The following is a 26,612-nucleotide window of genomic DNA, read 5'->3' as shown; positions in this document are numbered from 1 at the left end:
CGCCTCAGCCGCGCAGGTCGGCGAGGACCCGTTCCCGGTCGTTGAGGTAGCGGCAGTCGCGGACCGGCAGTTCGAACGAGTTCAGCAGCTTCTCGAAGTCCGCGTACTCGTCCGGGTTGAGCTGGATGCCGGTCACCTCGAAGTGCGCGGCCAGGGTGTCGGCCAGCTCCTCCCATTCGCCGGACCACTGCAGATCGCGGTAGTGCTCGAGGTCTTCGGCAGGCATCCGGTCGGCGAGCAGGCGCAGGACGCTGTCGACGAAGTAGCTGATCCGGTTGCCCGCGCGGTCGTCGACGGTCGGGTTCGCCGGGTCTCGCGCGGCGTCCGCGTTCCGGACGACGCCGGGGCCCGGCAGCGGGTAGCTGGTGTGCACGTTCCCGTCGCCGTTGACCAGGACGACCACGCGCACGCCGTAGCGTTCGCCGACGCAGCGCCAGCGGCCGTTGTACTGCTGCCGCCGGGGTTCGCCCGGATCGTTGGCGACGTCCTTGACCACCGCGATGATCTGCTCGTCGCTCCATGCGGGCGGGAACTCGCACGTCGCCCTGCGTCCGATGCCGGAAGCGTGTCCACCGCCCACGTTCGGCTCCTCTCGTCGGCACGGAGCCTAACCCGGACTACGCCGTTCAGCCGAGTTGTGCCAACACCAGGATTCCGACCGCCAGCAGGTCCGGACCGCGGAACAGTTGCCGCATAAGGTTTGCTGGCATCGGGCCAGCAGGGGTGTCGACGAAACCCGCGCTGCTGTAGTCGACCGGTTGCCGCGTGACGGTGCGCAACACCGACAGCACCGCCAGGGCGACGGTCACCCACGAGAGCGGCGAAAACGCGGTGCCCAAAGCCAAAAGCGCCACTGAGAGCAGAGCGCACCAGACCAGGGCGACCACCGTCAGCGCGACACCGTGGGCGATCACCAGCTCCTGCGACGACGAACCCAGCCACCGTCGCCGACCTGGATTCCGCCACAGCACGCCGAGACCAGCCCCGAAAGGAGTAAGCGCGACGTACGCGCCGATGCCGAGGAGCACCGGTCCCGGCAGAGTGGGAACAGCAACATGTCCGACGGCTACCGCGAAAGCCACTAACAAAACCGCGCCCGCGTACCGGGAACGGCCCACGATCCCGACCCACGCGAGCCGGAACGCGGTGGGCGGGCGCAACGACCACGAACCGGCGGACGCGGACTCCGGCAGCATCATCATCGGGTCGAGAAACGTGACCGCCATCGCGCGCAGGACCCGCGCGTTCCAGCCGTTCAGCAGCACCGCGCGGCCGGCGCCGCTGACCGCTTCGCCGCCAAAAGCCAGCAACAGCCCGCATAACGCGAGCGCCGCGCCGACGTACTGCACCGCCATCGCGTCGAGCCTCGCCGCGGCGATGACGACACCAGCCACCGCGAGCAGCAGCGGTCCAACGGCTTCGAAAAGGAACGCGGTGCGCCGCGCGGTCGTGAACGCGAGGATCGTGCCGCCCGCGACGAGAGCTGCGGCGGCGCGCCACCAGTCGACCGAACTGCCGCCGACCGCCAGCATCAGCGCGGCGAGATATCCGATCACCACCACGAATCCGGTGAGCACGCCGGCCAGCCGGGTCGCCACGACGCGGCGACGGTCCACCTGCGCGAAGTCCATCCAGGTCAGCTCGGCCGGTTCGGCCCAGACGAACCCGCGGCGCAGCAGGCTTCGCCAGCCCACCGCGGCGCACAACGCGACGAGGCCGAGCACCGCCGAATAGTCCACTGCGGACGGTCCAAAGAGGACTCGATGCCAGGCGTCGGTGCGGAAAAAGGCGGTGAACAGGAAGCCGACGCCGAAGATCAGCACGAACGTAGGACTGTCACCGCTGAAAATGCCGCCGAACCGCTTGCGGCCGGGCACACGCAACCGGGTCACCACAGTTCGAGCACGCTGTCTGCCGTGTCCAGCAACGGTTGATGGTGCGTGGCAACGACAACTGCCGCCCCCGCGGCGGTGGAGCGGCCGATCAGTTTGACCAGCCATTCCTTGCCCGCGGTGTCGAGCGCGCGTTCCGGCTCGTCCAGCAACAGCACCCGATGCGGCCGCGCGGTGACGCCGAGCAGCAGCAACCGGCGACGCTGTCCGGCCGAGAAATGCCCGGCGGTGACGCGGGCGCGTTCGGCGAGCCCCGCGTCCGCGAGCAGTTCGCCGTAATCGCCGAGGTCTTCGCCGAACGAGCCGGAGAGCAGTTCCAGGTGCTGCATCGGAGTCAGTTCGGCGAAGAAGTCGGAATCGTCGAAGAGCACGGAAACCTTGCGACGGAAGGAAACACTGCGTTCGTCCGGTTTGGCTCCGTCGATCAGCACCCGGCCCCGCTGCGGTTCCTGCATCCCGTACAGACACCGCATCAAGGTGGATTTCCCGACGCCGTTAGGCCCGACGAGCACCGCGCATTCGCCGGGGTCGACGGAAAAATCGAGATCCTCCAACAGCCACAGGTCACCGGCCTTCACGCCGAGCCCGCGCGCGTCCACTATCGGCGACACAGCAGCTCCACCACCGGGGCCAGCACTTCGAGATTCGGCTCGAGGACGGTGAAATAGCTGAAACCGAACCGAGCGCGATGCGCGACCAGCTGCTCAGCGATTTCCTCGACGGTGCCGACCAGGACAGTGGGCACTTCAGCCAGTTCGTCCAGCGTGAGCGTGTCGCTGAGGCGCGCATGGATTTCGCGCAGCGCGCTTTCGCGATCATCAGTGATCTGGACGAATTGCACGAGCAGGTTGAATTCCGCGTCGCGGCCGGCGAGCCGCTCAACGACAAACCGCGTGCGTTCTTCCACCGCGTCCGCCGTCGCCAGCATCAGCGGCGCACCGTCGCGCACCTTTGCCATGCCGCTGAAGGCAATCGTCGCCGCGTGTTCGGCGGCGAGCGAAAGCAACCGGTCGCCGCGCCCGCCGATCATCAACGGGGGACCACCGGACTGCACGGGTTTCGGCGCGTATTCCGGATCCGCGTACAGCCGCGCGAGTTCCTTGATCGCGAGTTCGAGGTGATCGACCCTGGCGCCCGCACTGGGAAACGGCATTCCGGCCGCTTCGAACTCCGCTTTGACATAACCGGCGCCGAGCCCGAGTTCGAGCCGCCCGGACACGAATTGGTCCGTGCCCGCGACGTCGCGCGCGAGCAGCACCGGGTTGTAGAACGGCGCGTTGAGCACGAAAGTGTTGAGCCGCACCCGTTCGGTGACCGCACCGGCCAGCACGAGCGCGGGAAACGGCGGCGCGATGCCGAGGTGGTCGGCCACGCTCAGCACGTCGTAGCCGAGTTCCTCGACCCGGCGGCATTTCGCGACCCACTCGTCACGCGGGCCCGGCCGCACCAGGTTCACGCCGAACCGGAAAGTCTTCTCCCCAACAGAGGCCATGCGGCCCACGCTACCGTTTTCCGGCAACGAAGAAGGGGACGTCCGCGCCCGGTGCGAACGTCCCCTTCCTACGGCAGTGCGACGGCGTCAGCCCAGCCGCTGGGCCAGCGCGTCCAGCTCGTCGCGCAGCGAGGACGGCACCTCGCCGATCTTCGCGAACCACTCCTCGATGAGCGGCAGTTCCTCGCGCCACTCCTCGTTGCGCACCTCCAGCGCGGCCTGGATGTCCTCGACCGGCTCGGAAAGGCCCTCGAGGTCGAGGTCCTCGGCGTTCGGCACGAAACCGATCGGGGTCTCGACCGCGTTGCCCTTGCCCTCGACGCGCTCGAGCACCCACTTGAGCACGCGCGAGTTCTCGCTGAAGCCCGGCCACAGGAAGCGGCCGTCGTCGCCGCGGCGGAACCAGTTGACGTAGAAGATCTTCGGCAGCTTGTTCGCGTCGGCGTTCTTGCCCAGGTCCAGCCAGTGGTTGAAGTAGTCGCCGGCGTGGTAGCCGAGGAACGGCAGCATCGCCATCGGGTCGCGGCGCACGTTGCCGACCGCGCCGACCGCCGCGGCGGTGGTCTCCGACGACATGGTCGCGCCCATGAACACACCGTGCTGCCAGTCGCGGGCCTGGTTCACCAGCGGCACCGTCGTCTTGCGCCGACCGCCGAACAGGATCGCCGAGATCGGCACGCCCTTCGGGTCGTCCCACTCCGGCGCGAGGATCGGGCACTGCGACATCGGCACGCAGTACCGCGAGTTCGGGTGGGCGGCCTTCTCCTCCGAGTCGGGCGTCCAGTCCTGGTGCTTCCACGAGGTGGCGTGCGCGGGCTTGTTCTCCATGCCCTCCCACCACACGTCGCCGTCGTCGGTGAGCGCCACGTTCGTGAAGACCGTGTTGCCCTTCTCGATCGTGCGCATGGCGTTCGGGTTCGTGTGGTTGTCGGTGCCCGGCGCGACGCCGAAGAAGCCGTACTCCGGGTTCACCGCGTACAGGCGGCCGTCCTCGCCGAAGCGCATCCACGCGATGTCGTCGCCGAGGGTCTCCGCGCGCCAGCCCGGGATGGTCGGCTGCAGCATGGCGAGGTTGGTCTTGCCGCAGGCGCTCGGGAACGCCGCCGCGACGTAGTGGACCTTGTCCTCGGGCGAGATCAGCTTGAGGATCAGCATGTGCTCGGCGAGCCAGCCCTCGTCACGGGCGATGACCGAGCCGATGCGCAGCGAGTAGCACTTCTTGCCCAGCAACGAGTTGCCGCCGTAGCCAGAGCCGTAGCTCCAGATCAGCCGCTCCTCCGGGAAGTGCGAGATGTACTTGGTCTCGTTGCACGGCCAGGCGACGTCCTTCTCGCCCGGGGCCAGCGGCTTGCCGACCGAGTGCAGCGCGGGCACGAACTCGCGCTCCGAACCGTCCGGCGCGATGAACTTGTCCAGCGCGGCCTTGCCTGCCCGGGTCATCACGCGCATCGACGCGACGACGTAGGCGAAGTCGGTGATTTCGATGCCCAGCTTGGGGTTTTCGTCGCCGAGCGGGCCCATGCAGAACGGGATGACGTACATCGTGCGCCCGGCCATGCAGCCGCGGTACAGCTCCGTCATGGTGGCCTTCATCTCGGCCGGGTCGACCCAGTTGTTCGTCGGGCCCGCGTCCTTCTCTTCCTTCGAACAGATGAAGGTGCGGTTCTCGACCCGCGCGACGTCGTCGGGGTCCGAGGTGGCCCAGTAGGAGTTCGGCTTGGCGTCCAGCTTCACGAAGGTGCCGGCGTCGACCAGCTCCTGGTTGATCCGGGCGGCTTCCTCGTCAGACCCGTCGACCCACACCACGCGGTCCGGGGTGGTCAGCTCGGCGACCTCCCGGACCCAGGACAGCACGCCACTGTGCGTCGTCGGCGCGTTGTCCAGTCCGGGGATGGCGACTGCGGTCATCTCTACTCCTGACTTCCGACGACAAAAGAGCCCACACCGCGAACGACAGTGTTCTTGGTGCGGGCTTCGTTGCCGGCGACCGAATGGCTTCGCACACCGGCGGAAGACCGGTGTGCGGGTTTTGGGATTCCCCGACTGTAGCCGGATGGACGGCAGGTAACCGAGAGCTGACCTGTCGGTTCTCTCACAAGAACGATAAGGGAATCGATTCAGTTTCACCGGAACGGGCCAGCGCCGAAAATCTTTCCGCGTGGCCCGCGTCGCATTCGTGCCGGATGCCGGGAGAGGGGCTGAGCAGTTCCGATCTTGCGCGGACGCTGCCGGGCGCCGGTTCGCTGGAGCCGGGCGGATCGCGTCGGGATTTGGCGGCCCCGGAGACAGCGAAACGGGCCCGGCGCGCGGCCGGACCCGTTCGTGTGACGTCAGTTACCGAGGGCTCAGTTGGGGCTGATCCACTGCCCGGTTCCGCTGTCGATCTTCGCGACGCCGCTGAGCAGCTGGGCGCCCTCGCCGCCCCAGGCCGAGTCGCTGCCCGGGTCGGCCGCGGCCGCGTGGTTCGAGCCGCCGTCGGCCTCGGTCCACTGGCCCTGGCCGGTGTGCTCGAACGTGTGGGTGGAGCCGTCCGCGCCGACCTGCACCGCGACGTCGGCCTGGCCGTCGCCGTTGGTGTCGGTGAACGCGATCGTGCCGCCGGACTTCGTCTCGACCACGGCGGTGTCGTTGTGCCCGTCGTGGTCGGTGTCGATGGTGGCGACCCCGGCGTCGACGTTGCCGTCCGGCAGGTCGGCGTGGATGTGCCCGGTGGTCGAGGTGTCCTGCGAGTGCGTGTCGGTGCCGTCGGAACCGGACTGGCCGTGGCCGGATTCGACCCAGCTGCCGCTCTGCTCGTCGTAAACCGCCTGGTCCACGACGTGCCCGGTCGAATCGAGCACCGCGTAGTGGTCGGCGACGCCGTCGTGATCGGTGTCGGCGAACGCCTGCGCGGAGCCGTCGTCGTGCTCGACGACCGCGGTGTCGGAGACCCCGTCGTGGTCGGTGTCGTAGTTGACCTCGGCCTGGTACTCCTGGCCGTCGACGTGGACGGTCAAGGCCTCCGGGCCGGTCGCGTCGGTGCCGCCGCTCTCGTCGACCCACATGGGTTGGTCCCCCTTAGTACGCCGGGTCTGCCGTTTCTCGCTCGGTATGACTCACGTTAGGCCGGTTCGGTTCCCGTCCACAAGCCGATCACGTGCTCACGGCGGCAGGTTGGCCGGAAGCCCGTCGCCGGTGACGAAAACGCACCAGGTCCCGGCTTCCTCGCGGTTCAGATCCAGCCGGGTGGTCGTCGCCGGATGGGCGTTCCGGGTGACCTCGACCTCGAAGAACGCGCCGTCGCCGGGGCCGGTGGTCGGCTTGCCGAGGCGGATCCGGACGTTGTCCTCGTCGAAGCTCTGGACCGCCCGGGTCGCCGGATACTCAGTGGAGGCGTGGCAGTTGACGTTCTGCAGGCCGATCGGGTCGCGCCTGTTGACCGCGTCGACGTAAGCCTTGACCACGACCTCGGGCCCGCCTGCCGGGCGGTGCACCTCGACGCTGTCGTCGGTCGCGACGATGAAGATGGCGACGCCGCCACCAGCAAGAAGCACTACGGCACCCAGGCAGATCCCGATGATCAGCCCGATCCGGCGGCGCTTCTTCGGCGGTTGCGGTGGCTGCCACTGTTGCGGCGGCGGGCCGCCCCACTGCGGAGCGGGCGGCGGTGCACCCCACTGCGGTGGTTGCGGCGATCCAGGTCCGTACGTCACCCGCTGATCATGCCCGATCGCGGACCGTGCGAATGCGGGAAAGCAGAGTTTCGGCCCGGGTATGGCCCTCGGTCACGTCCTTGAGGCGTTTCGAGACGATCGCGATCTTCTTCGCCCGCTCCTGCGCGCTCATCTTGATCGTCTGGTCCACCTCTTTCAGCTCCGCCTCGATCGCCTCGATGCGGCGGCCGAGCGCCTCGTCGAGAGCGAGTGACAGTTGCTGCTCGGCCTCGATGAGCTGTTCGGCGATCAGCTGGTCGAGCGTCGAACGGGCGTCCGCGATCGCTTCGACCAGCCATTGCTTCAGATGTTGTTTGTCCGAGGCGTGTTTGCGGGTGCGCGCCATCCACCAGCCCGCGCCGAGGCCGATCACGATCGTCGCCGGGAGCACGACCGGGTTGAGGATCGCGACGCCGGCCAGCGGCAACGCGGCGATCTTCCCGGCGCCGACGCCGCCGGAAATGCCCATGAACACCAGCAGTTTGTCTTCGGCGGTCGGCGGTTTCTTGTCCGGCGGGCGCAGCACCACCGGCGGGCCGCCGGCGCGGGCGAACTGGGCGCGGATCACGTCGAGCTCCTCGGCGGAGAACAGCTCCGACAGCGCTGTGTTCGTCACCTGGTTCAGCCGCCTCGACAACTGCATCGACACCCGCTGCGACGCGGTCTGCAGCGCGATGTCGACTTCTTGCGGCAGCGCGGCCAGTTCGTCGCGTTTGGCCGCGTCGATGCGCTGGCGGAAATGCGCCTGCGCCTCGCGCATTTCGCGGCTGCTCTCGTGGCCGACCTCGACCCGCGTGCGCTGGATTTCGCCGCGCAGGCGCAGTTGCCAACCGCGGGTGGAGGTGCGGCGCTGGGACTGCAGATCGTCGCGGCGGGCGCGGAGTTGTTCGGCTTCCGCTTCGCCCGCGGACAGGGCCCGGCTTTCGGCTTGCAGCTTCGCCTTGATCCCGGCCAGCGCGCTCGACAGCGAGCGGAGCGTGTTGGCTTCCTTGAGCATCATCGACCGGCCGACCAGCAGTTCCTGCAGCGCGACCTGCACCGCGGCGATGCCGGACTTCTCCCGGAGCATCGCGGCGACCTGCGCGTTCGGTGCCTTCGCGGCGGTCTCGAAGACGCGCGCCGACACCGGATGGAAGACCGCGTCGGCGAAGCGCGGCGCGTGTTCGGCGAGCAGTTGCCGGTCGGCTTCCAGGATCTCGCGCCAGCCGCGGAACGCGTCGGTTTTGGCCAGTACGAAGACAACCGTCTCGACGCGGTCCGCGACCTCGCGCAGGAATTGCAGCTCAGTGGAGGTGAACGGGGCCGACGCGTCGACCACGAACACCAGTGCGGTCGCGCCCGCGGCGGCTTCCTTGGCCAGTTCGCCGTGCAGCGAATCGAGCCCGCCGACGCCAGGAGTGTCGACCAGCGTCAGCCGTTCCAGCAGCGGGACCGGGCCGGACACCTCGACGTAGCGCGGCGGCAGCTGTCCCGGCGGCAGCTCGTGCGCGGCGGACACCCAGTCGACCAGCTGCGTCAGGTCGAACGGCACCGACGCCAGCTGACCGGGGTAGCAGGCCTGCGCGCCCCACTGCTGCGCGTGCTCGAAAACGAGGTAGGTCGCGGTGGCCACGTCAGCGTCCACAGGGGACAGTCCCGGGGTCGCGAGCAGGGCGTTGACCAGCGAACTCTTCCCGCGGTTCGTCTCGCCGACGACCACCACGGACGGTTTCTCCGACCGGGCCTTACGCTGGTCCTCGACCCATTTGGCGGCCTGCGGATCGGCCTCGCGGACGACGCCGAGCAGCTGTTCGCGAGCGGCCTGGACCTGAGCGGGAAGCGTCGGTGCGGTCACTGCGCCCGCTTCGCGTAGACGGTGACGATCGGCGCGCGCAACAGCCGGTCCTGGTCGGCGAACCCGACGACCTCGGTCTCCGCGACCACGCCTTCCAGCTCCGGATCGTCGGTGGGCACCGCGCCGCCGGCCTCGTGGCGAGACGGGTCGAAGCGTTCGCCCTCGGCGCGCAACGCGGTGACGCCGATGTCGGCGAGCCCGTGTTCGAGCCGTTCCACGACGCCGCTGCTGCGGGCGCGGTCCAGCGCGTACAGGCAGAGCTGGATGAGCGCCTGCCGGTCGGAAAGCGCGCGTTCGAGGTCACCCGGGGCAGCTACGAGGTCCACATCGGGATCCGACGCATCCGCCGCGGCGGCGGTTCCGTCCGCCTCGGCGATGATCCGCGCGAGAGCGTCCGCGCTGATCTCGCCGGTCGGCGCTTCGGCCGCGTCGGCAGGTTCCTCGTGGCCGAACCACGCCATTGAGACCCTCCCCTGGTCGTCCGGGTGATTTCACCAGTTTGCGGCAATGCGGTGCGCGGCGGGGGCGGATCACTCAGACGGGCCGAGAATCCGGGTCAGCAACTGCCGCAGCACCGCCTGCTCGTGCTCGACGTCCAGGTCGGGGTCGAGGCTCGCACGGGAAAGCAGGGCGTCGACCAGCGCGACGACCCAGTTTCCCGCGTCGACGGGGGACAGCATGGGGGAGAACCGTCCGGTCCGGGCCCCGCGCTCGATCAAGTCCGCGAGACCGACGCGCATGCGGTCGTCGTTGCTGCGGATCAGCTCGTTGAACTCCGGATCGCGCGCGGCCTGCGCGGCCGCCTCGAGGATCAGCCGCACGACGCCGGGCACCACGATCGCCACCGTCATCCGCCCGACGACGGCGAGCACGCCTTCCCACGGGTCGGCCATGTCCACCGCGGTGGCGAGCAGTTCCTCGTTGTCGGCGGTGTCCGCCTCGAAAATGCCGACAAAGACCGCACGCTTGCTGGGGAAGTAGTGGAACAGGCTGCCGGAGCTGATCCCGGCGGCGCGGCAAATGTCCGCGGTGGAGGTCTTTTCGAACCCGTCGCGGGCGAAGCATCCCGCTGCCGCGTCGAGAATCGCGCGTCGTTTCGCCGCGTGCTTTTCCGGATCGACGGTCCTCACCACGGGAACATCATCGCTCAGGCGGCGGTTCGTCGAGCCACGGGCGGCCGTGCGCGGTGAACGCTTCGGCCAACTGCCGCCGCGACAGGTCTGTCTTCTCCCTGGCGATTTCCCGGTCGTTTTCGCCGAGCAGCACGAGCTTGCCGTCGTCGACGAACACGGAGGTGAGGGGAGTGTCGATGCGCCGGCGCCGCTCACGCCGTTCGAGCGTGACGCGCGTGGCGGACACCGTGACGATCAGCCGGTCCCACGCCCAGAACCAGGCGAACGCGACCCCGAGCAGCAGGCCGACGACGACCGCACCGATCAGCCGCCACGGCTGCGGCACCGAATGCAGCAGCCGGAACGGGCCCTGCACCGGAAACCACGGCAAGGACGTGATCCAGTCGGCGAGCGCCTGCACGCCCCAACCCAGCAGTGCCCCGGCGACCGGGCAGACCAGCCAGGACCCGCGGCGCACCCACGCCGGTTCGTCGACCACTGTCTCCATGGGGATCATTATTAGACCGAGTGCTCGGTTTATCAAACCAGGGTGCGCGAAACCCTGGGGCAAGCGTTTGCGCCAGGGTCAGGCGAGTTCGTGGATCAGCGAGCGCATCGCCTGGTCGAGCGCCGGAACGTCCGCGGCCAGCCGGGACGAGACCAGCAGCTGGTGCTCCGCCGTCCGCAGCCACACCCGGCCCGCGACCGGGATCTCCAGCACCGACAGCCGGAACGGCCGCGCGCGGCGGCCCAGCTCCACCTCGGTTTCGCGGACGAGCCGGCCGATCCGTTCGCTCGCGAGGATCTGGCGGCGGTGGAAGCCGGACGAGACCGGGCGGCGGGCCGCGGCGAAGTGTTCGGCGGCGGCGGGGGCGAAGTGCTGGGCCGCGAGGTCGATCGCCGAACCGTCGCCGGGAGCAGGGCTTTTCCGGCGGGTGCGGGCGGAACCGCGCTCGCGGAGGAAGGTCAGCAGGCCGTTCCACCACGGTTCCCACTGCGCCTGCACCGCCGCGCGGTCGAGGGCGGGCGGGACGTGGACCGGGACGGCGGGTTCGACCGGCGGCAGCAGCTGGCCGTCGGCGATCGAGAGCGCGAGCACGTCCCGGAGGAACAACGCCACGTCGACGTCGTGGTCGCTCCCCCAGTTCACCCGCCACGAGGTGGTGTCCTCCAGCCGCACGACATTCAGCCTACGCGTCGCGGACGGGTTGTTTACTGTTCGCGAATCTGTTGCCAGATCAGGAAATAGGCGCGGTGCACGACGTGGGCCACGCGGCTTTGCGCCGGAGTCGCGCCGAACGACGCGAAAGACCGCCACCAGCCGGCGCGTTCCAGCGCGTGCGCCGCCAGCTCCGGCCGCGAGGCGCCGGGAAGGCCGAGCTGCGCGCCGAGGTCGGCGTTGCTGCCGACCCGGAGCACCTCTTCCGCCAGGTCTTCCGGCATCTCGACCGCGCCAGAGGCGACGAGCGTCAACGCTTCCAGCAGCCGCAGCTGATGCGCTTCCGGGCGGGCCAGCAGCACCTCGATCGCGTCGTGCACGCGCTGCCGTTCGCCCGGGTCGCCGGACGCGTGCGCCAGCGCGGTCACCGACGCCAGCGCGGCCGCGGCCTTGATCCCGTCCGCGCGCGCGGCGAAGACGATCGACAGCCGACGGCGCACCGCGTCGAGTCCGGAGATGTCGAGAAGCTTGCGGCGCAACGCTCCCGCGGTGATCTCCGGTTCCGCGCGGATCGCGTCGACCGCGCAGCGGATTCCGAAGAGATCGAGTTTCTCCAGCAGCCGCAACCGGATTCCGGTCGGGATGTCGCACTCCCAGCTGGTGAAGATGTCGGCCGCGATGAGCATCGTTTCGAGTACGTCGTCGTCGAGCGCGGCGAGCTGGCCGAGCGCTTCGGCGTCGGCGGAGGTGAACCCGCCGGACTCGGCCGATTCGGCGATCAGGCCGATCACCGGCAGCACGTCCGCGACACGCGGCTTCAGCGTCGCGGCCTGCTTCTCGGCGAGCAGCTGCGCGGCCTTCCAGACGTCTCCGCCGGAGCCTTCGACAGTTTCCGCGACGACCGTGTCCGCCTTGTTCAACACGGCGATCGCGTTGACCGGCCCCGCGTCCCGGCTCGCGGTCGCGGCGGTGAACGCGGCCAGCGCCTGCTGATCGTCCGCGCGCACGCCCTGGGTCACCACGTAAAGCACGGCCTCCGCGCCCGCGACGGCGTTGCGCGAGGTGTCGTCGAGGTCGTCGGAACCCTCGTCCTGCTCGGCCGCGCCCAGCAGCTGCTCGGTCCGCGACACCGACGCGGCGTCCAGCGAGCCGAGGCCGGGGGTGTCGATCACCGTCATGTCCTGCAGCACCGCGTTGGTGAGGTAGGCCTCGAGGTGCGAGACCTCGGAGATGTCGACGCCGAGCTCGGCCGGGATCGAACCGTCCGCGGCGAAGGGCAGCACCTGCTTGCGGCCGTCGAGGAACACCACCTCGACCCGGTCGACGGTGCCGTACTGGAACCGCGTGACCAGCCGCGTGCACTCGCCGACGTCGGTGGGTGCGACCAGCCGCCCGATCAACGCGTTGACCAGCGTCGACTTGCCCGATTTGATCCGCCCGGCGACCGCGACCTGCAACGGCGCGCCGAGCCGCCGCAGCACCTCGGCGAACCCGGCGGCGGTGCGCGGGGACACCTGGGACCGCAGCCGGTGGCACAGCTCCGCCACCGACGCGGACAGTGGGCCGGCGAGTCGTCCCCGTTCCGCCGCTGCCGTCACCGCCCCGGCCCCCTTCCGGCTCGTTCGCTCACCCGAGCAGGAATCGTCGCATGCCGGTCATCCTTCGGTCGCACCGAAGGTGCTACCCGGGACCGACGCGGCCGCCCGGGACGCGACCTACTGTTGAGTCGTGCGACGGCTCAGCCTCTGGATGCGTGCTCACCCGATGGTCGGGGACTCGCTGCTCGCGCTGTTCCTCGCGGCGTTCGACATCCTGGTGTTCGCCACCAACAGCCTCGACCCCGAACTGCCCGGCCCGAAGTGGTACCTCGCGATCCCGATCGACCTCGCCGTGGTCGCGCCGCTGGTCTTCCGCCGCAAACGGCCGGTCCTCGCCGCGTACATCGTGTACGTCATTTCGTACGCGCACGGCGCGCTGGACCTCGGAGTTTCCGGACTGGCCGCGCTCGCGATCAGCCTCTACTCGGTCCAGGTCTATGTCGGACGCAAACAGGGCCTGCTCTACGGCGGCGCGTTCGTGGTGGCCATGATCGTCACCGCGATCGTCAAGCCCGAGCCGTCGATGCTGGCGCAGCTGGTGTTCAGCGCCTTCACCATCGCCTTCTGCTGGCTGCTCGGCGAATTCATGTACGCCCGCCGCGCCTACCAGCGCGAACTGGAGGCCCGGTTGCATCTGCTGGAGACCGAACGCGATCAGGCCGCGCGCATCGCGGTGGCCGAGGAGCGCGGGCGGATCGCCCGGGAACTGCACGACGTGGTGGCGCATTCGGTGAGCGTGATGGTCGTGCAGGCCGACGGTGCCGCGCTCGCCCTGAAGTCCAATCCGGAGCTGGCCGGACGCGCGCTGGGGACGATCTCCGAAACCGGCCGCGGCGCGCTCGGCGAACTGCGCCGGCTGCTCGACGTGCTGCGCAACGACCGCGGCGACGACGAACCCCGGGTGCCGCAGCCGGACGCGACCGCGCTGGGCGACCTCGCCGAGCGGATGCGCGCCGCGGGCGTCCCGGTCGACCTCGCCCTCGGCGACGGACTGGACGAACTGCCCGCCGGGGTGTCGCTCGGGATCTACCGGATCGTCCAGGAATCGCTCACCAACACGCTCAAGCACGCGGGGGCCGGGGCGAGCGCCGCGGTCCGGGTGCACCGGACCGGCGACCAGGTCGAGGTGCTCGTGCGCGACGACGGCGCGGGCCGGGCGCGGCGGCTGGAACAGGTCGGCGCGAACGGAGCGACCGGCTCGTCCGCGACGGCGGCGACGGTTCGGCAGCCTGCGCCGCGGCTGTCGGTCGCGGGCGGGAACGGGCTGATCGGGATGCGGGAGCGGGCGCACGTGTACGGCGGGACACTGGAGGTGGGCCCCGCCGCCGGCGGTGGCTGGCAGGTGCGAGCGGTGCTGCCGGTTAGGTTGAACTCGTGATCCGAGTGGTGGTCGTCGACGACCAGGAATTGATGCGCGTCGGGTTCCGGATGGTGCTGGGCGCGCAGGCCGACATCGACGTGGTCGGCGAGGCCGGCGACGGCGCGCAAGCCGTGCGGATGGCCGCCGAACTGCGGCCCGACGTCGTCTTGATGGACGTGCGGATGCCGGTGCTCGACGGCGTCGAGGCGACGAAACAGATCGTCGCGGCAGGCACCGCGCGGGTGCTCGTGATGACCACCTTCGACCTCGACGAGTACGTCTACGCCGCGCTGCAGGGCGGCGCGTCCGGCTTCCTGCTCAAGGACACCCAGCCGGACTACCTGGTGTCCGCGCTGCGTTCGGTCGCCGACGGCGACGCGGTGATGTCGCCCTCGGTCACGCGCAGGCTGCTCGACCGATTCGTCGGCTCGGGCGGTTCGGAAATGCGCGATCCGGCCGAACTCGACGTGCTGACCGACCGCGAACGCGAAGTGCTCGTACTGATCGCGAAAGGCATGTCGAACGTCGAAATCGCCGAAACCCTGTTCCTTTCCGAGGCTACGGTGAAAACCCACGTCGGGCGGATCCTGTCGAAGCTCGACCTGCGCGACCGCGTGCAGGCGGTCGTCCTCGCGTACGAGACCGGGCTCGCCCGTCCCGGGATCGGCTGAACCATCCCGTTCGGACACTGTCCACACCGGACCCCGCCGCGGATTCCGCAGCGGGGTCCGCGCGTACGGGGGAAAGTTCAGGGTCGGCTCAGGGGCATCCCCCATCGCGCTCCACCCTGCGACACGATTGAGTACTACTCAGGTCGGGTAGCCGGTTCGATCCACAGGATGACGCGAAAACGGCCGCGCTGAGACAGGATGAATTCCGTTAGCACCGCCGTAGAGGGAGCAGGGGATGATCGAGGCAACAGGTCTCACCAAGCGTTACGGGAGCACGCTCGCGGTGAACAACCTGTCGTTCAGCGTGGCAGCGGGGAAAGTCACCGGATTCCTCGGCCCGAACGGCGCCGGCAAGTCCACGACCATGCGCATGATCCTCGGCCTGGACAACCCGACCGCGGGCCAGGTCCGGATCGGCGGGAAGCTCTACCGCGAGCTGAAGGACCCGCTGCGCACGGTCGGCGCGCTGCTCGACGCGAAATGGGTGCACCCCAACCGCTCCGCGCGGGCCCACCTGCAGTGGATGGCCCGGTCCAACCGGATCCCGGCCTCGCGGGTGGAGGAGGTGCTCGACACCGTCGGGCTCACCAGCGTCGCGGGCAAGCGGGCGGGCGGGTTCTCGCTCGGCATGTCGCAGCGGCTCGGCATCGCCGCCGCGCTCCTCGGCGACCCGGAGGTGCTGCTGTTCGACGAGCCGGTGAACGGCCTCGACCCGGAGGGCATCCTCTGGATCCGCAAGTTCATGCAGCGCCTCGCCGCCGAGGGCCGGACCGTGTTCGTGTCGAGCCACCTGCTTTCGGAGATGGCGCTCACCGCGACCGACCTCGTGGTCATCGGCAAGGGCCAGCTGATCGCGCAGTCCACCACTGAGGAATTCGTGGCGCGGGCCGCGGAAAACACCGTGAAGGTGCGCTCGCCGCAGCTTCCGGCGCTGCGCCAGCAGCTGATCTCCGCCAGCGCACAGGTCACCGATTCCGGCGAAGCGCTCATCGTGTCCGGAATGGACAGTGCGAAGATCGGCGAGATCGCCGCTTCGGCGAACCTCGTGCTGCACGAGCTGAGCCCGCAGACCGGCTCGCTCGAACAAGCCTTCATGCAGATCACCGGCGACTCCGTCGAGTACCACACCGGGCTCGAAGCTGAGGCGCAGCAGGCCGCGGCCATCCGCTGACCACACTCTCGTTGGGAAGAGAAAACTCATGACTTTGCTCGCGGTCGAACGCATCAAGCTCTTCACCACCCGGTCGCCGTGGTGGTGCGCCCTCATCGCCGTCGCGCTCACCGTCGGCTTCGCCGGCCTCATGGCCACCGCGTTGCCGAGCGGGGAAACGATCTCGGTCGCCAACACCCAGGCCGGGCACCAGTTCGGCATCGCGGTGATCATGGTGCTGGCGGCGCTGTCGGTCACCACCGAGTACCGCTTCGGCACGATCCGCACCACGTTCCAGGCGGTGCCGCACCGGGGTTCGGTGCTCGTCGCCAAGGCCACCGTCGTCGCGCTGCTGTCGCTCGTGATCGGCGAGATCGCCGCCTTCGGCGCGTGGGCGCTCGGCTACGCGATCCGCCCGTCGGACTCGGTGGCGCTGCACACCTCCGCGGACTGGATCAACGTCGCGGGAGTCGGCGTGGTGTTCGCCTTCGCCGCGGTCATCGCGGTCGCCGTCGGAACGCTGATCCGGCACAGCGCAGGCGCGCTCTCGCTGCTGCTGATCTACGTGCTGGCGGTGGAAAGCCTCGTGCAGCTGATCCCGACCATCGGCCCGAAGATCCACCAGTGGATGCCGTTCAACGTCGCGGAGCGCTTCCTCGGCGGTTCGGCTTCCTCGCGCGGACCGGGCATGCCGGACGCGGTCCTGTCGCAGTGGGGCTCGCTGGCCTACTTCGCCGGGGTGGCCGTGGTGCTGCTGGCCATCGCGATCGGCGTCGCGAAGAAGCGCGACGCGTAAAGACCCACAGGGGCGTTCGGGCGAGTCAGGCGGGGGCCGGCGGAGCCGAACAAGGGGAAAAAGGGAAAAGGGGAACAAGATCCGGGTCGCCATTCGGGGGGCGGCCCGGATCTTTCCGTTTCGGTAGAGTTCGGTGCCACGAGAAGGGGGACGGCGTGCTCGAAGCGACTGGACTCACCAAGTCCTACGGCGACACCGTCGCGGTGCGGGACCTGACATTCACCGCGGAGGCCGGTCGCGTCACCGGATTCCTCGGTCCGAACGGGGCAGGCAAATCCACCACGATGCGGCTGTTGCTCGGGCTCGACGCGCCCACCGCGGGCACCGCGCACATCGAAGGCAAGCCGTACCGGCAGCTGTCCGATCCGCTGCGGACGGTCGGCGCGCTGCTCGACGCGACATGGCGGCATCCGGGCCGTTCCGCCCGGCAGCACCTGCGATTCCTGGCCGCGACGAACGGGCTGCCGGACCGGCGTGCCGACGAGGTGCTGGAGCTCGTCGGGCTGTCCGCGGTGGCACGCAAACGCGCGGGCACCTTCTCGCTCGGCATGCTGCAGCGGCTCGGCATCGCGAGCGCACTGCTCGGCGACCCGCGGGTGCTGCTGTTCGACGAACCGGTCAACGGCCTCGACCCGGAAGGCGTGCACTGGGTCCGCCAGCTGCTGCACGGGCTCGCCGCGGAAGGCCGCACGGTGTTCGTGTCGAGCCATCTGCTGCCGGAAATGGAGCAGACCGCGCAGGATCTCGTGGTGATCGGCCGCGGCCAGCTGATCTATCAGGGCACGATGGCCGATTTCGTGGAGCGCGCCGGATCGCGCGGGGTCCGGGTGCGCACGCCGCACGCCGACGCGCTGCGCACCGCGCTCACCGAAGCGCGCGCGGTTTTCACCGAGGATTCCGGTGCGTTCCTGGTGTCCGAAATGGACAGTGACGCGATCGGCGAACTCGCTTTCGCCGCGCGCGCCACGCTGCACGAGCTGAGCCCGCTGGCCGGTTCGCTCGAGCACGCCTACCTCGAATTGACCGGCCAGGCGGCCGAATTCACCAGTGGAGGTGCGCGGTGAATGTGCTGCGGGCGGAACGGATCAAGCTTTTCAGCACCCGCGCGCCGTGGTGGTGCGCGCTCATCGCGGTGGCCGCGCCGATCGCGTTCACCGCGTTGTTCCTCGGGCTTTCCGGGGCCGAAATCACCGCCGACGTGAGCAATACCCAGCTCGCCACGAGCACCGGCCGCACGGTCGCGCTGGTGCTCGCGGTGCTCGCCGCGACGGCCGACTTCAACTGGGGCACGCTGCGGCTCACCTTCCAGGCGGTGCCGACGCGGACGCCCGCGCTGCTCGCCAAGGGCGCCGTGGCGTTCGCGACGTGCGCGGCACTGGGCCTGCTCGCCGGCGTCGGCTCGTGGGGCATGGCGCATCTCGTGCGCCCGGACGCCGACCTCAGCCTGCACTCCGGGGCGGACTGGCGCATCGTGTTCGGCCAGATCCTGACCTTCGCGCTCACCGGGTTGCTCGGCGTCGGCGTCGGCCTGCTGCTGCGCAGTTCCGCGCTGGCGCTGGCGATCGTGCTGGTGTGGACCCAGCTGGTCGAGGGCCTGGTGCTGCTGATCCCCAAGATCGGCAGCGATCTTTACCAGTGGATGCCGTTCTACGCGGCCTCGCAGTTCGCCGGTGGCGATTTCACCAGGACCACGCTGAAACTGTCGCCGCCTTTCGGACCGTGGGGTTATCTCGCGTATTTCGCGGCGATCAGCGTGGTGTTGTTCGCCGCGGGCGTGGCCACCGCGAATCGGCGCGACGCCTGACCTGCACGTGCACATTCCCGATTGCGCGGCAGGCAATCGGATTAAATTCGCGTAAACCGGTGTGGCTTCTCTCACAGGGAGCGGACATACTGTCGGAAAGCCACGGATATTCACAGCAGAGCCCCGTCTCAGCTCTCCGGAGGTGAACCGTGACGGTGGACGTTGATCAGAATCTCGTTTCCCGCGACGCTGCGGTACCAACCCCTCGGCTCGAGCCGATGCTGGACCTCGAATGGTCCCAGGCGATCGAACTGCCCCGGTTCGCGCTGCCCGCGACCCGGCCCGCCGAACTGCGCCAGGCGTGGGTGCACCGCGCGCCCGAGGACGCGGTGCTCGGGCTGTACCGGCGGGCGAGCGGAGCCGACGACGCACTGCCCGCACCGTGGTGGCTGCGCGCGGTCGCGAGCGGACGGCTCGAATCGCGCGAACTCGGCTTCCGCATCGAAGACCGGGTGGCGCAGCTGCTCGGCAAGCGGATGGGCTGGGAGTTCGTCCCGTGGGCGGCCGACGGCGAATCCGGGTACTGGGAGTTCATGCCGTCCGAACGCGGCAAGTCCGGCCATTCCATCCCGACCACCGTGCTGAACACGGACCGGCACGACGGCTGGATCGACGTCTTGCCTGCGCACTCCGCCCGCGCACCGGAGCCGGTCGCGGTCGCCGGACTCGCCGGACTGCGCTCCCGGCTCGGGGAGTTCGAAGCGGTCCGCTGACGCGCCCGTATGTTGTCCGGGTGGAAAACGAGGACCAGCCACGGCTGCGCAGCGTGGTCAGCTACGTCAAACGCGGCGGGCGAATGACCGTCGGCCAGCAGCGAGCCTGGGAAGAACACTGGCCGCGACTCGGCCGGACGGTGTCGGAACTGCCTCCAGGACCAGTCGACTTCACGGCATGGTTCGGCCGCGAAGCGCCGGTCATGCTGGAGATCGGTTCCGGCATGGGCGAGACGACGTCGCAACTGGCCGCCGCCGCGCCGGAGCTGAACTACGTGGCCGCCGAGGTGTACGACCCCGGGCTCGGGCAGCTGATGCTGCGCGCGGAGAAGCTCGGAGTGACGAACCTGCGGCTCATGCACGGTGACGCGGTGGTCCTGCTGACGTCGCATGTCTCGCCCGACACGCTGTCCGGCGTGCGGCTGTTCTTCCCGGACCCGTGGCCGAAGAAACGCCACCACAAGCGGCGGATCGTGCAGCCGGAATTCGTGGCGCTGATCGCGTCACGGCTGGCTCCGGGTGGGACGTTCCACATGGCGACGGACTGGGAGCACTACGCGGAGCAGATGCTGGAGGTTTGCTCGGCGGAGCCTGCGCTGCGGAACCGGTATGCCGACGAGCCCGGCGGGTGGGCCCCCCGGCCGGAATGGCGGCCGGTGACGAAGTTCGAACAACGAGCGGACCGGGAGGGGCGGGTTTCGCACGATTTGATCTTTGAGAAGCGCTGATTCGTTGGGGGCTGGGCTCGGGTTGGTCTTTCAGCTGGGCGCGGGCCGGGGCTCGAGCTGGTCTTTCAGCTGGGCGCCGGGCTGGGCTCGGGTCGGTCTTTCACCTGGGTGCCGGGTTGAGCTCGGGTCGGTCCTTAACCTGGGCGCCGGGCTGGCTCGGGTCGGTCCTTAACCTGGGCGCCGGGCTGGCTCGGGTCGGTCCTTCACCTGGGCGCCGGGCTGGCTCGGGTCGGTCCTTCTGCTGGGCGCCGGGCTGGCTCGGGTCGGTCCTTCTGCTGGGCGCGGGCGAGGCTGGGCTAGGGCTGGCGAGTCTTGGCGGGGGCTGAGGCTGGCGGGGCTGGACGGGTCCGAAGCGCCCCAATGCCACATTGGGTGCGTCGCATGCACCCAATGTGGCGTTCGTTGCGTTGAGCGCACCCAATGCGGCATTGGGGCGGACGGCGAGGCGAAGTTGGCCGCGCGGGCGGAGCTGGCGAACGTCGGCGATGTTGTGAAGCACCGCTAGACCGCGAAGCGGCGGAACGCGCGGAGTTGGTGAAGCGGCGAAGCGGCCCACGGCGGCGAAGCAGCGACGCACGTGACGCTGGCGAGCATCGGCTGTGGCGAAGCGCCCGAGAACCGCGAAGCGGGCCGAGTTAGCGAGGCAGGCAGGGCTTGGCAACGCCCACAACGGCGCGAAGCACGCGAGGCTGGCGAAGCGGCGCGTGGCGGCGAAGCGGCGAAACGGCCCGCAGTGGCGAAGCAGCGACGCACGCGACGCTGGCGAGCATCGGCGGTGTGGTGAAGCGCCCGAGAACCGCGAAGCAACGAAGCAACGAAGCAGGCGAAGTCATCGCGGCAGACGAAGCAAGCCGTAGCCAGCTCACCGAGCGAAGCAGCAGGAAAGCGACGAAGGGCCGCCCCCGGGTTCCCATCCCCGGTGACGGCCCTTCGTTTCCTTCACCCCCGGTGCCGCCCCTCCCCCGACGAGGGGCGGCGGCCAGCTATTCGTCGGCCAGTGGCTCTGCCTGCACTCGCTTCAGCGCGGGCGTGCACACCGACGCACCGAGCAGAGCGACCCCGATGCCAAGCACCACCGGCGCGGCGATCCACGGACTGAACACGACCGAACCCCGTTCCATGGTTGCCATGAACAACCCCAGTCCGACCGCGACGCCCACCACACCGGCGCCGATGGTCGCCACGAGCGCGGGTAGGGCGGCTTCCATTCGCAGCGCTCGGGACAGCACTCGCACCGGTGTGCCCGCCGCCATCAGGGCGCCGAACGTCCGTCGGCGGTCCATGACCGAGCCCGCCGTCGCGACCGCGGCGCTGCAGCCGGCGAGGATGCCTGCTGCGATGAGGCCGATCACGGTGACCCGCCGCAGGTCGCTGAGCTGCACTTGCTGTCCGTAGAGGTGCTGCTCGCGACTGCCGATCTCCGCCCCGACCGCGTTGGGCACCAGTGCGGTTCGCACGCTCTCTCGGTTGGTCTCGGCGGTCGGCACGACCAGGGTGACCTGGCTCGGTTTGACCCCGGCCGGCACCGCGGACGGGTCGATCACGTATTCGCCGAAGTTGTTGTGCCGTTCCGGGTGATACGTGCTCAGGTTGACCGCGCCGAGCGGGGTGCCGGTGCTGTCCTCGCCGCCGTACCGCGCGACTCGCAGGTTGTTCGTGTCCAGTTGGTACGGGGCGTACAGGCCGACGCCCGGTTTGCAGTCCTGCTCGGTGATCCCCAGCCGGGTCAGCTTGGCGGCGTCGGCGCAGGTCATGACGTATGCACGCTGCATCGACTGGTAGTTCCCCTCGCCCTGCATCACGTAGACGCTGGCCACCGGGATGACGCGTTCGGACAGTCCCGCCTTCGAAAGCGTGGCGTTGGTTCGCTCGATCGCCTCGGGAGCCCGGTCCGCGGTGACGTCGACGTACAGCGCCGAGTCCACGTACTGGCGTCCGCCGCCGGCGAGGGATTCGATCGACGGCAGCAGGGTGAGCGCCATCGACCCGGTGAACACCGCGAGCACGATCCCGGCCGAGGCCCGGTAGGAACCCTTCGGGTCGTTGCGCAGCCGACGTCCGGCCAGCAGCGACGACGGCCGCCGCCAGATCCGGACGAACGTGCCGCCCACGGCCGAGGTCACCCACGGTCCGACCACCATCGCCGAGGCGACCACCAGCAGCAGGCCGAACAGCACCAGGTTGCCGCTTCCCCCGCTGCGTGCGCCGAAAACGGTGTAGAAGAAGAACAATCCGGCCGCGGGCAGTGCGAGCAGCCGCCACCAGCGCAACGGCTTCACCGTGTGCCCGCCGGTCGCGAACAGCGGCGTGCGCACCACCCGGCGCAGGCCGAGCACCCCGGCGAGCACCACGAGCAGCGGGACCAGCAGCACCGCGAGCACGGTCAGTCCCACCGGCAGGGCGAAGTCCGAGGCCAGCCAGGTTCCGCCGTCCCACGGCACGAACGTGGCCAACCCGCGCAGTGCCGGGCTCAGCAGCAGGCCGAACAACGCCCCGACGCCCGCGGACAATCCGGTCTCGGCGGCGACCATCGCGGTCACCTGACCAGGGGTCGCACCCGCCAGGCGGATCGCGGCGAGCCGTTGTTCGCGCCGGGCGGCGGTGAGCCGGGCGGACGACGCGACGAGCACCAGGCTCGGCACGAGCAGCACGATGATGCCGACCCAGGACAACACCGTCAGCAGGCCGTCCGGATGCCCCTGCCCGGTCGGGAAGGCCGTGGCCGGGAAAGCGTCCTGGCCAGGCTGGTCCTTGTGCCCGTACGGGCGCATCTCCTGCGGGCTGTGCCCGACGAGCGCGACGAGCTGTTCCGGGTACCGCAGCGCCTCCTCGCCGAACGCGGCGACCGGTTTGCCGAAGCGGTTCCCGAGCTGGTCGGCCGGGGTGGTGTTGAGCAGTTTCCCGAGCGCGGGCGACACGATCGTCTCGCCGGGGCCGGGCAGCTGCGGGATGCCCGGGGGCAGGCGCAGCGAGCCGGCCGGGCCGGTGACCGCGATGTCGACGCGGGCGACCTGCTTGCCCTCGAAGTAGTCCTTGGACGAGTTGACCAGCAGGGCGTTCTGCTGGCCGGAGTCGTAGCGGCCGCTGCTCTGCCACAGCGCCCGCTGCTCGCGCGCCTGGGTGGCGTACGGCAGGGTCGCCAGCAGCAGGACGAGCCCGGTCGCGACGGCGACGCCGACCGCGGTGAGGATCGCCGAGGTGCGGGTCCGCCGGTCGCCGCGCAGCACCCGCAGGGCGAGCTGGAACGGGTTCATGCCGCGAGCCTCGTCGCGATCAGGCCGTCGCGGATCGCCACGGTGCGCGGCATCGATTCGGCGAGTTCCCGGTCATGCGTCACCACGAGCACCGCGGCCCCGGACGCCTGCGCGGCGGCCAGCAGCGCGTCCATCGTCTCGCGGCCGGTGCGGGTGTCGAGCGCGCCGGTCGGCTCGTCGGCGAAGATCACCTTCGGCCGGTGGGTGAGCGCGCGGGCGATCGCCACGCGCTGCGCCTCGCCGCCGGAAAGCTCTCCGGGACGGCGCGCTTCCTTGCCGGCCAACCCGAGTTTGCCGAGCCATTCCCGTGCCGCGGCAATGGCTTCGCCACGAGTTCCGCCGGCCAGCAGCGACGGAAGTGCGACATTCTCTTCCGCGGTCAGCTCGGACACGAGCATTCCGGACTGGAACACGAAACCGAATTCGGTGCGCCGCAGTTCGCTGCGCCGCTTTTCGCCGAACTGGTCGATCCGCTGTCCCTGCAACCAGATTTCGCCGCTGTCGGCGCGCAGGATGCCCGCCAGCACGTGCAGCAGCGACGTTTTGCCGGAGCCGGACGGGCCGACGATGGCGATCGCCTCGCCCGGCTGGACGTCGATGTCGATTCCGGCCAGCGCGTGCTGCTGCCCGTAGCGCTTCACCAGCCCGCGCCCCGACAACACCGGTCCGGCGCTCCACTGTGGATTCGTCATCCGCCAGCTCTCTCCCTGTCTCCGTCATGCGTCTTCGGCTGCGACGGAAAGCAGCTTCGCGGATCCGGGCGGGTGTCCACTTCAGGCAGACGGCCGGTACCCGCGGCCCCGCCATCGGCCGATCGGCCGATGGCGACGAACCACGTGGCCAAGGTGCGCCAGGCCGCGGATCATCTACCGTCACGGTGTGCCGCACACCCCGCCGTCGAAAACGTTCGCCGCGCGGGCGACCGAACTCGCCCGCCGCCTCGACATGTCCGTGCTCGTGTTGTTCGGCGCACTGGCGTTCGACCTCGTGTTCGTGACCGACGCGGCACTCGACAACGTGGGCCCCCGATTCGTCGATCTCGGTCTTTTCCCCGGCATTTTCGTGATGGCGGCGTGCGCGTTCTGGGCCCGCAAACGCGCGGCGGTCGCGGGCGTATTCGGTGCGCTGACGCTGATGTTCTGCACCTTCGCCATCCGCTATCTGCACATCCCGACCTACTCCAGCGTGCTCGCGAACCTCACCATCACCGAGGTCGTGGCCGGGGTCGAAATGGTCTACTTCCTCGCCCGCCGGGCCCGGCCCGGGGTCGCCTTCGCGGTGATCTGCGCGCTGGTGATGGGCGCGCTCACCGCGGTGTTCGGCCGCGAATACGACGGCAGGCTCTACGGCAGCGCCATCGTGCAGGCGCTGCTTTTCGGTTTCCTGTTCCTCGTCGCGGCGGTGCTCACCGGGGTGGTCGGCCGCCCGCGCCGCGAACGGGATCCGGCGACGGCGGAACGCCTGCGCAGCATGCACCGGTTCACCGAACTGGTGCGCGGCCAGTGGCCGTTGATCGGCATGCTCAGCATCGGCGTGCTGATCGAATTCGGCTACACCTACGAAAGCGGCAGCCGCGGGTTCCCGCTGCTGGCCTGCTCGATCGGCGCCGCCGCGGTGACCACCCTGTCGCCGCGCCGGCCACGCGATTCGATCCTGGTGGTGGCCGGGCTTCTGCTGCTTTCCGCGCTCGCGACGCCGTTCCTGCACCCCAGCCACAGCTACCAGCTGCTCGGCGGCATCCCGCCGACGCAGATCGTGGCCGCCTTCGGCGTCGTGGTGAACGTGGTGCGGGCGGTGCCGCTCGCGCGGGCCTGGCCGCGGATCGTGCTGCTGTCCGGCGTGGTCGCGGTCGGTGCGGTGCTGAACTTCAGCCAGTACCGCACCGGACGGCTGCTCACCGACCCGATCACGCTCGGGATGCTCGCCACCGTCGCGGTCCTGCTGCTCGGCATCGCCATCGCGATCGGCCTCTACCTGCGTTCGCGCGATTCCGAGCGCGCTCAGGTGGTGAAATCGGCGGTCACCGACGCGCAGACGTCCGAGCGGATGGCGCTGGCCAGGGAACTGCACGACGTCGTCGCGCACCACGTGACCGGCATCGTCGTGCAGGCGCAGGCCGCGCGGATGATGGGGGAGAAGAACCCGGAGCTCGCGCTGGAGGCGATGGTCCGGATCGAGAACGCGGGCGTCGAGGCGCTCGCCGCGATGCGCCGCCTGGTCCGCAGCATGCGCGGCGACGCACAGGCCGGATCCGGCGAGTTCAACGAGCAGGCGACCACGGACCTGGCCGCTGACCTGCGCAAACTCGTCGACGCGGGCAACCACGGCATCCCGACGCAGCTGCGGCTCGACCTTCCGGCGGACCTGCCGCACGAGGTCGGCCGGTCCGCGCTGCGGCTGATCCAGGAGTCGCTCACCAACGTCGGCAAGCACGCCTCGGACTCCACCGAGGCGCTCGTGCTGGCCGAGGTCGTCGACGGCGAACTGCACTTGCGGGTGACCGACAACGGCACCGGGCAGACTCACCGTCCGGCGGGCGGGTCGGGCGGATACGGTCTGGTCGGCATGCGCGAACGCGTCGCGTTGCTGCACGGCAGGCTTTCGGCAGGCCGCGAGCCGAACGGCGGCTGGCGGGTCGAGGCGTGGCTGCCGCTCGAGGCGAACGGGGAGACAGACAGGTGATCCGGGTACTGATCGCGGACGACCAGGAAATGGTGCGGATGGGCTTCCGCATGATCCTGGACGCCCAGGACGACATCGAGGTGGTCGCGGACGTGCCGGACGGGGTCTCCGCGGTCGCCAAGGCGCGCGAACTGCGCCCGGACGTCTGTCTGCTGGACATCCGCATGCCGGGCCTGGACGGGCTGGAGGTCACCCGCCAGCTGGCCGGCCCGGACGTCGCCGACCCGCTGAAGGTCGTCGTGGTCACCACCTTCGACCTCGACGAATACGTGCACACCGCGCTGCGCAACGGCGCGAGCGGCTTCCTGCTCAAGGACGCCGGACCGGCCCTGCTGATCGAAGCGGTGCGCGCGGCCGACCGCGGCGACGCGCTGGTGTCTCCGCAGATCACCGTGCGGCTGCTGAAGCATTTCGACGGCGGGACCACCGCCAAGCGCGAGGCCCCGGCGCCGTCGGAGCCGCTGACCGCGCGCGAACTGGACGTGGTGAAGGCGGCCGCCCGCGGGCTCACCAACACCGAGATCGGCGCGGAGCTGTTCCTGTCGCTGTCGACGGTCAAGACGCATTTGGCTTCGGTGCAGGGCAAAGTCGGCGCGCGCAACCGAGTGGAAATCGCGGCTTGGGCTTGGCGTAGCGGCGTAGTCGATTAACCGCTACTGGGACGCCCGTACTATC

General features: G+C 69.7%; 25 protein-coding genes. 10 read left to right on the top strand and 15 right to left on the bottom strand.

The genetic code is table 11. The annotated features are described in order from the left end of the window. Positions 1–4: 4 nt before the first annotated feature. From DMP23_RS34620 to DMP23_RS34560, 13 genes are all read right to left on the bottom strand, one after another. Entirely contained in the window at positions 5–580 is a 576-nt protein-coding gene (locus tag DMP23_RS34620) for an EndoU domain-containing protein (RefSeq protein ID WP_337823571.1), read from the bottom strand. A 46-nt stretch (positions 581–626) separates the two neighbouring features. Continuing rightward, positions 627–1,895, bottom strand: a complete 1,269-nt coding sequence (locus DMP23_RS34615) for a DUF6297 family protein (RefSeq protein WP_337823570.1) — start codon at positions 1,893–1,895, stop codon at positions 627–629. Continuing rightward, the gene (locus DMP23_RS34610) at positions 1,889–2,494 is read right to left on the bottom strand and encodes an ATP-binding cassette domain-containing protein (RefSeq protein ID WP_134664413.1); all 606 of its coding nucleotides are present in this window, start codon (positions 2,492–2,494) and stop codon (positions 1,889–1,891) included. The genes DMP23_RS34615 and DMP23_RS34610 overlap by 7 nt, the downstream gene beginning before the upstream one ends. Beyond that, positions 2,491–3,384 carry a TIGR03621 family F420-dependent LLM class oxidoreductase gene (locus DMP23_RS34605; protein WP_337823569.1) on the bottom strand — a complete coding sequence of 298 codons (894 nt, stop codon included), beginning with the start codon at positions 3,382–3,384 and terminating at the stop codon, positions 2,491–2,493. The genes DMP23_RS34610 and DMP23_RS34605 overlap by 4 nt, the downstream gene beginning before the upstream one ends. 87 nt (positions 3,385–3,471) lie before the next feature. Continuing rightward, positions 3,472–5,292: a phosphoenolpyruvate carboxykinase (GTP) gene (locus DMP23_RS34600; RefSeq protein WP_037809023.1), complete on the bottom strand. Its 1,821-nt coding sequence runs from the start codon at positions 5,290–5,292 to the stop codon at positions 3,472–3,474. Between the two features lie 437 nt (positions 5,293–5,729). After that, a complete protein-coding gene (locus DMP23_RS34595) occupies positions 5,730–6,428 on the bottom strand; it encodes a hypothetical protein (RefSeq protein ID WP_037809024.1) in 699 nt (232 codons plus the stop codon). A 96-nt stretch (positions 6,429–6,524) separates the two neighbouring features. Further along, a complete protein-coding gene (locus DMP23_RS34590) occupies positions 6,525–7,076 on the bottom strand; it encodes a hypothetical protein (RefSeq protein ID WP_337823568.1) in 552 nt (183 codons plus the stop codon). A 7-nt stretch (positions 7,077–7,083) separates the two neighbouring features. After that, positions 7,084–8,910: a dynamin family protein gene (locus DMP23_RS34585; RefSeq protein WP_238603746.1), complete on the bottom strand. Its 1,827-nt coding sequence runs from the start codon at positions 8,908–8,910 to the stop codon at positions 7,084–7,086. Continuing rightward, positions 8,907–9,371, bottom strand: a complete 465-nt coding sequence (gene grpE, locus DMP23_RS34580; protein WP_199817334.1) for a nucleotide exchange factor GrpE — start codon at positions 9,369–9,371, stop codon at positions 8,907–8,909. Before grpE ends, DMP23_RS34585 begins: the two co-directional genes overlap by 4 nt. 69 nt (positions 9,372–9,440) lie before the next feature. Beyond that, the gene (locus DMP23_RS34575; protein ID WP_337823567.1) at positions 9,441–10,043 is read right to left on the bottom strand and encodes a TetR/AcrR family transcriptional regulator; all 603 of its coding nucleotides are present in this window, start codon (positions 10,041–10,043) and stop codon (positions 9,441–9,443) included. A 7-nt stretch (positions 10,044–10,050) separates the two neighbouring features. Continuing rightward, a complete protein-coding gene (locus tag DMP23_RS34570) occupies positions 10,051–10,530 on the bottom strand; it encodes a YqeB family protein (RefSeq protein ID WP_037809028.1) in 480 nt (159 codons plus the stop codon). 78 nt (positions 10,531–10,608) lie between these two features. After that, positions 10,609–11,202, bottom strand: coding sequence for a hypothetical protein (locus DMP23_RS34565; RefSeq protein ID WP_134727744.1), 594 nt, complete (start codon positions 11,200–11,202; stop codon positions 10,609–10,611). 32 nt (positions 11,203–11,234) lie between these two features. Beyond that, on the bottom strand, positions 11,235–12,779 hold the full coding sequence (locus DMP23_RS34560) for a dynamin family protein (RefSeq protein WP_134727745.1): 1,545 nt from the start codon (positions 12,777–12,779) through the stop codon (positions 11,235–11,237). Between the two features lie 166 nt (positions 12,780–12,945). Here DMP23_RS34560 and DMP23_RS34555 point away from each other — a divergent pair, with 166 nt between their 5' ends. From DMP23_RS34555 to trmB, 8 genes are all read left to right on the top strand, one after another. Beyond that, a complete protein-coding gene (locus DMP23_RS34555) occupies positions 12,946–14,157 on the top strand; it encodes a sensor histidine kinase (RefSeq protein ID WP_337824473.1) in 1,212 nt (403 codons plus the stop codon). Beyond that, positions 14,154–14,810 carry a response regulator gene (locus tag DMP23_RS34550; protein ID WP_009085178.1) on the top strand — a complete coding sequence of 219 codons (657 nt, stop codon included), beginning with the start codon at positions 14,154–14,156 and terminating at the stop codon, positions 14,808–14,810. The genes DMP23_RS34555 and DMP23_RS34550 overlap by 4 nt, the downstream gene beginning before the upstream one ends. 235 nt (positions 14,811–15,045) lie before the next feature. Next, entirely contained in the window at positions 15,046–15,981 is a 936-nt protein-coding gene (locus DMP23_RS34545; RefSeq protein ID WP_037809032.1) for an ABC transporter ATP-binding protein, read from the top strand. Positions 15,982–16,009: 28 nt separating this feature from the next. Further along, entirely contained in the window at positions 16,010–16,756 is a 747-nt protein-coding gene (locus DMP23_RS34540; protein ID WP_037809034.1) for an ABC transporter permease, read from the top strand. Positions 16,757–16,911: 155 nt separating this feature from the next. Then, positions 16,912–17,820: an ABC transporter ATP-binding protein gene (locus tag DMP23_RS34535; protein WP_037809036.1), complete on the top strand. Its 909-nt coding sequence runs from the start codon at positions 16,912–16,914 to the stop codon at positions 17,818–17,820. After that, entirely contained in the window at positions 17,817–18,560 is a 744-nt protein-coding gene (locus tag DMP23_RS34530) for an ABC transporter permease (RefSeq protein WP_043831715.1), read from the top strand. The genes DMP23_RS34535 and DMP23_RS34530 overlap by 4 nt, the downstream gene beginning before the upstream one ends. 218 nt (positions 18,561–18,778) lie before the next feature. Then, a complete protein-coding gene (locus tag DMP23_RS34525) occupies positions 18,779–19,273 on the top strand; it encodes a hypothetical protein (protein WP_220507610.1) in 495 nt (164 codons plus the stop codon). Positions 19,274–19,293: 20 nt separating this feature from the next. Next, positions 19,294–20,001: a tRNA (guanosine(46)-N7)-methyltransferase TrmB gene (gene trmB, locus DMP23_RS34520; protein ID WP_078870286.1), complete on the top strand. Its 708-nt coding sequence runs from the start codon at positions 19,294–19,296 to the stop codon at positions 19,999–20,001. Positions 20,002–20,984: 983 nt separating this feature from the next. Here the strand turns inward: trmB and DMP23_RS34515 are convergent. Both DMP23_RS34515 and DMP23_RS34510 read right to left on the bottom strand, forming a co-directional pair. Further along, the gene (locus DMP23_RS34515) at positions 20,985–23,255 is read right to left on the bottom strand and encodes an FtsX-like permease family protein (RefSeq protein WP_337823566.1); all 2,271 of its coding nucleotides are present in this window, start codon (positions 23,253–23,255) and stop codon (positions 20,985–20,987) included. Then, positions 23,252–23,947 (bottom strand): ABC transporter ATP-binding protein, encoded by a 696-nt coding sequence (locus DMP23_RS34510; protein ID WP_037809043.1) that lies wholly within the window; start codon positions 23,945–23,947, stop codon positions 23,252–23,254. Before DMP23_RS34510 ends, DMP23_RS34515 begins: the two co-directional genes overlap by 4 nt. Before the next feature lie 187 nt (positions 23,948–24,134). Here DMP23_RS34510 and DMP23_RS34505 point away from each other — a divergent pair, with 187 nt between their 5' ends. Both DMP23_RS34505 and DMP23_RS34500 read left to right on the top strand, forming a co-directional pair. Next, positions 24,135–25,937: a sensor histidine kinase gene (locus DMP23_RS34505; protein ID WP_337823565.1), complete on the top strand. Its 1,803-nt coding sequence runs from the start codon at positions 24,135–24,137 to the stop codon at positions 25,935–25,937. Then, entirely contained in the window at positions 25,934–26,587 is a 654-nt protein-coding gene (locus tag DMP23_RS34500; protein ID WP_043831721.1) for a response regulator, read from the top strand. The genes DMP23_RS34505 and DMP23_RS34500 overlap by 4 nt, the downstream gene beginning before the upstream one ends. The last annotated feature ends 25 nt before the right edge of the window (positions 26,588–26,612 follow it).

Origin of the sequence: Amycolatopsis sp. A1MSW2902, assembly GCF_017312175.1 — a bacterium.
In the GTDB taxonomy this organism is placed as follows: domain Bacteria; phylum Actinomycetota; class Actinomycetes; order Mycobacteriales; family Pseudonocardiaceae; genus Amycolatopsis; species Amycolatopsis nivea.
The sequence above is the reverse complement of the archived record's forward strand: the minus strand, read 5'-3'. Positions and strand labels throughout refer to the sequence as shown.

Coding starts and splice junctions, on each gene's coding strand:
- DMP23_RS34605 (WP_337823569.1), bottom strand. CDS start 3,384: ATGGCCTCTGTTGGGGAGAAGACTTTCCGGTTCGGCGTGAACCTGGTG.
- DMP23_RS34600 (WP_037809023.1), bottom strand. CDS start 5,292: ATGACCGCAGTCGCCATCCCCGGACTGGACAACGCGCCGACGACGCAC.
- DMP23_RS34595 (WP_037809024.1), bottom strand. CDS start 6,428: ATGTGGGTCGACGAGAGCGGCGGCACCGACGCGACCGGCCCGGAGGCC.
- grpE (WP_199817334.1), bottom strand. CDS start 9,371: ATGGCGTGGTTCGGCCACGAGGAACCTGCCGACGCGGCCGAAGCGCCG.
- DMP23_RS34570 (WP_037809028.1), bottom strand. CDS start 10,530: ATGGAGACAGTGGTCGACGAACCGGCGTGGGTGCGCCGCGGGTCCTGG.
- DMP23_RS34555 (WP_337824473.1), top strand. CDS start 12,946: ATGGTCGGGGACTCGCTGCTCGCGCTGTTCCTCGCGGCGTTCGACATC.
- DMP23_RS34545 (WP_037809032.1), top strand. CDS start 15,046: ATGATCGAGGCAACAGGTCTCACCAAGCGTTACGGGAGCACGCTCGCG.
- DMP23_RS34540 (WP_037809034.1), top strand. CDS start 16,010: ATGACTTTGCTCGCGGTCGAACGCATCAAGCTCTTCACCACCCGGTCG.
- DMP23_RS34525 (WP_220507610.1), top strand. CDS start 18,779: ATGCTGGACCTCGAATGGTCCCAGGCGATCGAACTGCCCCGGTTCGCG.
- DMP23_RS34515 (WP_337823566.1), bottom strand. CDS start 23,255: ATGAACCCGTTCCAGCTCGCCCTGCGGGTGCTGCGCGGCGACCGGCGG.
- DMP23_RS34510 (WP_037809043.1), bottom strand. CDS start 23,947: ATGACGAATCCACAGTGGAGCGCCGGACCGGTGTTGTCGGGGCGCGGG.